This window comes from Mesorhizobium sp. P5_C1 (genome assembly GCF_054049815.1).
Window position 1 is genome coordinate 1 of record NZ_JBFULQ010000430.1, and the last position, 4,788, is coordinate 4,788.

Here is a 4,788-nt window from a genome sequence, read left to right on the forward strand (position 1 = left end):
TGACCCAAGTGAATAGTGGTCGCTGTCTTGGACGATCCACCTTTGAAGTTCGTGATCGCGATGATCTGGCAATCCTCGCCTTTAACACGACGAGGATTGATCCACTTCTTCCGTGCCTTTTCCGCCAGGTGCATCCGAAGGTCGAGTACCTGCTCCACAGAATATAGGCGCTTCCCGGTGGCCGTTGTCTCTGGCTCGGGTCCCTGCCCTTTTAAGGAGACCTGCCGTATGTAAGCTTCGGTCACTCCCAGCAATGCTGCCACTTCCGTCGAAGTGAATTTGCGCATCGTACGAACCGCGTCAGGAGGATACTGAGCCAGCGATAGATTGTTGAGTGCCTTCTCGAGTTTCGTGGAGAAGGTATTCATGAACTGAAGGCTGCTTAGATGCCGCGTCACCCAGATTCTCCTCTTGCACCCAGCGCCTATTGATAGCGACTGTGGTTAACAAGCTGYTAACGCCACGCCAACTACGCCAACTTTTCGAATTACGCGGTTTTTCCGTTACTGGGCTTATGCCCGATTCGGAGAATTCGGGCAAATGGACACAAGGCAGTTCCCAGCTGGGAACTTTCGCTATCGCCGGCGTCCCACGCATCAGGCGTTGAAAATATAGCTATGAAGGTGGTCAAGAGCATGGGCGCAAGGGCGAGCGCGTTGCGCGTGGATAGTGGACGTCGGTATGCCGATTGGCTCTTCCGCGTGCGGCGGCGAGCGACCTACAAAGGCGCGCGCAGCTTTCGGCGCATGGGAAGATGCCCCACATTGGTGCGGCGGCGAAATTCCTGTTGTGACGGCAGGCACGGCACTCGCGCAGTCCCTAGGGGTGTCACTCCTTGGCGTCGGAGACGATCGGATGTGTTTGTGATGCAGCCATGCCACGACGCTTCCAATGTCACTTCGGTAATCGCGCGCCTACCAGGCTGGCCAGTTAGACGCCCCACGGCCCCCTTCGCTGCAACAAGGCGTTCCGCGCCAAGCGGTTCTCGACAATGGCAACTCAAGGCTGTCCACGCGCATCCTCCCCCAGGGCGTCGTCAATGAGGCAAGCGGGAGGCTGTTGCAGTCGCTGGGCAGCCTACCTCTGGGTCCAGCCCAACTGTTTGTGAAGGATTCCGAGGACGCATCGAGAAGCAAGCTTCTCGCACACCTGTTAGTCTAGCACGCACCACCCGTACTTTAAGTTCCCAGCTGGGAACAGCTCTTCAAGTTGGAGGATGCACGGCATCAAAAACCCTGGACACTATCAACTTTATGGTTGGGCATGTGCCTCCCGGGCGCATTGGCGCATCCCGAGTCACCTGCGGCCGTGAGCGTACCGCACCCCACAAATCCTGACGCCTTAATTAGAACCCGGAAACGGTCGCGACGCCGCTGGTAGTTGCGGGTCATCTCGGCGCTGGCGTGGCCAAGCTGCTTCTGCACATAGCGCTCGTGGACCTCGGCCGAGGACGCGAGGCCAGCGCGCAGCGAATGGCCAGAAGACTTTTGGCCGCGCTCGCCCTCGGGAAAGATACCCGCACGCCGGCGGCCAAGGCGGCGGGTTTGACCAGCCGCGCCACCTCCTGATCATTCAGCCGCTCGGCTCCCACCGCTTTGCCCTGACCGGTGACGCGGCCGAAGAGGGGGCCGTGTGCGATACAGGCCAGCTTCAGCCAGGTCTGCAGGGCGACGACCGGGGCAGGTGGCGTCGGACGAGCCGCGACCAATTTCGACCTCGCGCCAGCCGGTATTACCCCGCAAAGTAACCAGCGCGCCCTTGTCCGGGAAAAATTCGATCTAGCCGCAACCGTCCTCGTTTGATCGCGCGCAACATCAAGGCCGACGATTTCGGAGCGGCGCATGGCGCATGGCCGGTCGCGCAGGCCGCGCAGCGTGCCACGATCGAGCGTTTACAGCATGGCAACAAGGAGGATGGTTTCCTTTTGACAGGGAGGGGAGGCGTGCTCGTTGCGGATGCCGGCGAGTACGGTTGCGAAATGCCGGTCCTTCGGTTCGAGCGGTTGACCGCGTTGCGTGAAGTTCCAGGGTCAGCTACGACAGGCGGCGCTCGATGGCCGACACCGACTTGTTGTCCCTCTGGCGATCCCGAGGCCTTGGCCGTGAGAGGCCGACGATTTGTGGGTCTGGCAGCTGCGGATCAAACGACTTGACGCCGGCAGCAGGTGCAAAGATCCTTCCAGTCGGCGGCATAGGCGCGACGGATGTCTGCCGAACTTGCTGCCTCGACATAGTGGCGCGCACGGTCGGCTCAATCCGCATGCGTGCCAGGCAGCAACCTTGAATTGGTTCGGTGCCGAGCTTGAAATCTGCCCAGAAATGCCATATCTTTTGCACAAGAAATATGACTCTCAATATGGTAGGATGAATTCTATGGCTCATGCACTGAAGATCCCCGAGCAGAATGGACCTCTCATCTTGTCCTATCTGGACAGGAACGGGAAGATTGCGATCGAGCAGGTCGCGGACGGTTTTGGCATGTCCAAGGGCCAGTTGGCCCAGACCGCCGGTCTTGCTCGCGAGACCCTTTATCGGTCAGAGCGCAGCGCTACGGTTAAGACCCAGGGCCGTCTGCGGGAAATGCTCGAGATTATCAGCCGCGTGACGGATTGGGCGGGCGGCAAGGAGCAGGCGATGGCCTGGTATCGGGCTCAGCCGCTTCCGGCATTTGGGGGCCGCACTGCTGAAGCGCTGGTGAAGGATGGCAAGGCAGCAGCGGTCCGTGATTATCTCGATCACATGGCCGTTGGTGGTTTTGCGTGAGGTTCGTCAGAACCTGCTACCGGGCACACGATCCACGTTGGGCATTCAGGCCGAGTTCCGGTGAAGGAGCGKCGATCAGAGGTGCGCGATTCAATCCCAAAGGCGTGCCGGCGCTCTATCTAGCGTTGACCCTGATGACAGCGATCAAGGAAGCCAACCAGGGCTTCGCGCAGCGGATCGATCCGTGCGTGCTTTGCTCCTATGAGATCGATTGTGACGACATCTCGGATCTGACAACGGAAGAGGGGAGGGCAGAGTTTTCTGTGACGCTCGAAGAGATGGCCTGCGCCTGGGCGACGGCCCTTAGCGACGGAGAGCGCCCGGCGTCCTGGTCCATCTACGACCGGCTGCGGCCTCGAAATGTTGCCGGCATTGTGGTTCCGAGCTTCGCACCGAGCGCCGAGATGGAGGATCGCAACCTGGTCCTTTGGGACTGGGGTCCGGATCTGCCGCACAAGGCAACTGTATTCGACCCGAGCGGTCGGTTGCCGAAGGACCAGCTATCCTGGCGATAGGGCGCCCCGCGATCCGAAGGGCAGGGGAGGAGGCCCTTGCGGCTTACAATCCACTCGCCTTGGTGAGATTGACGCGAAACCGGTCTCTGCGCCGCTGATAGCGGCGGGTCATTTCAGCCGAGGCGTGTCCGAGTTGTTTTTGCACATAGCGCTCGTCGACCTCGGCCGAGGAGGCAAGACCGGCGCGCAAGGAATGGCCCGAGAATTTTGTCGCACGCTCGCCTTCCGACAGATCGCCGCGGACACCAGCGGCGAGAGCGGTGCGCTTGACCAGCCGCGCCACTTCCTGGTCGTTGAGCCGCTCGGCGCCCACTTGTTTGCCTTGCCCAGCCACCCTGCGAAAGAGGGGCCCATGGCCGATCCGGGAAAATTTGAGCCAGGCCTGCAGCGCGACAACCGGGCAGGTGGCATCGGACGAGCCGCGGCCGATTTCGACCTCGCGCCAACCGGTTTTGCCCCGCAGCGTCACCAGCAACCCCTTTTCCAGGATCTCGATCCAGCCCGAAGAATCCTCGGTCTGGTCACGGCCGCAGTCGAGACCGACGATTTCGGAGCGGCGCAGGCCGCCGGCGAAACCCAGGAGCAGCATGGCACGATCGCGCAGGCCGCGCAGCGTGCCGCGGTCAAGCGTTTCGAGCATGGCAATCAGGTCTTCCGGCAGAATGGCTTCCTTTTGCCGGGGAGGGGAGGCGTGACTGTTGCGAATGCCGGACATGACGGTGGCGATATGCCGGTCTTTTCTGTCGAGCGGCTGGCCACGCTGGGCATAATTCCAGGACAGCGAGGAAAGCCGGCGCTCGATGGTGGAGACCGAATTCGGCTTCTTATCCCCAGTGCCCGCGCCTGAGGCGCAGGCGGTGATATAAAGTCCGACGATCTGCGGATCGGGCGTAAGCACCTCGATACCTTGCCGGCGGCACCAGCTCGCAAAATGCCGCCAGTCGGAGGCGTAGGCGCGGCGTGTGTTGGCCGAACTGGCAGCCTCGATATAATCGCGCGCGCGATCGGCGAGCCGTTCCAGGCGTGTGGGCACACCGGGTCGTAGCAGGGCGGGGGAAGGAGCCTCGGCCGTGGACTCGTCATCGGCCCCGCGGCTCATCTCCATGACCAGATCGACAATATCGGGCAGCTCGTCCGGTGCCGCCGGTTCTGGAGACAGGCGCGCGTCAGGAACATCTCCTAGCGCGCCCATACCGTGGGGCGGCCGGGAGGCTTGCGGAGCGGGATTTTTGGACTTCTGCTCGCTCAAAACGGCCATTTCTCCTATAGAGACGAAAACGAACGATAATGCAACATTATCGTTCGTTTTATCACGCCGACAGGCTGTGCGTTTTAGGCCGAAATCAATGGCATAAAGCGCACGACCGCTTTACCCTCCAAAACCATGATTCGCCTCGATCCCGCGACCGCCAGCCCCACCGCGCCGCCGACCGTCCCGGCCTGGGCGCTCGCCGCTGGCGGCGCGCCGAGCGACGCCGGCGCCGCCTTCCAGGCCGGCGCCGCCCTGAGCG

The 4,788-nt window shown here is 61.7% G+C and carries 4 protein-coding genes and 1 pseudogene; 2 read left to right on the forward strand and 3 right to left on the reverse strand.

What is annotated here, in order from left to right; genetic code table 11:
- The coding region (locus tag ACXJ7R_RS25015) for a MerR family DNA-binding transcriptional regulator (RefSeq protein ID WP_457154164.1) at positions 1-398 on the reverse strand (398 nt) is incomplete at its 3' end.
- An 828-nt stretch (positions 399-1,226) separates the two neighbouring features.
- Positions 1,227-2,250 (reverse strand): annotated as a pseudogene (locus ACXJ7R_RS25020) (integrase); the annotation flags it as partial.
- Between the two features lie 122 nt (positions 2,251-2,372).
- Here ACXJ7R_RS25020 and ACXJ7R_RS25025 point away from each other — a divergent pair.
- Both ACXJ7R_RS25025 and ACXJ7R_RS25030 read left to right on the forward strand, forming a co-directional pair.
- Positions 2,373-2,762: an antitoxin Xre/MbcA/ParS toxin-binding domain-containing protein gene (locus ACXJ7R_RS25025; RefSeq protein ID WP_457154166.1), complete on the forward strand. Its 390-nt coding sequence runs from the start codon at positions 2,373-2,375 to the stop codon at positions 2,760-2,762.
- Positions 2,759-3,277 (forward strand): RES family NAD+ phosphorylase, encoded by a 519-nt coding sequence (locus ACXJ7R_RS25030; RefSeq protein WP_457154165.1) that lies wholly within the window; start codon positions 2,759-2,761, stop codon positions 3,275-3,277. The genes ACXJ7R_RS25025 and ACXJ7R_RS25030 overlap by 4 nt, the downstream gene beginning before the upstream one ends.
- A 43-nt stretch (positions 3,278-3,320) precedes the next feature.
- Here ACXJ7R_RS25030 and ACXJ7R_RS25035 read toward each other — a convergent pair whose 3' ends face one another.
- Positions 3,321-4,469 carry a site-specific integrase gene (locus tag ACXJ7R_RS25035; protein ID WP_457154167.1) on the reverse strand — a complete coding sequence of 383 codons (1,149 nt, stop codon included), beginning with the start codon at positions 4,467-4,469 and terminating at the stop codon, positions 3,321-3,323.
- Between the last annotated feature and the right edge of the window lie 319 nt (positions 4,470-4,788).

Coding starts and splice junctions, on each gene's coding strand:
- ACXJ7R_RS25025 (WP_457154166.1), top strand. CDS start 2,373: ATGGCTCATGCACTGAAGATCCCCGAGCAGAATGGACCTCTCATCTTG.
- ACXJ7R_RS25035 (WP_457154167.1), bottom strand. CDS start 4,469: ATGGGCGCGCTAGGAGATGTTCCTGACGCGCGCCTGTCTCCAGAACCG.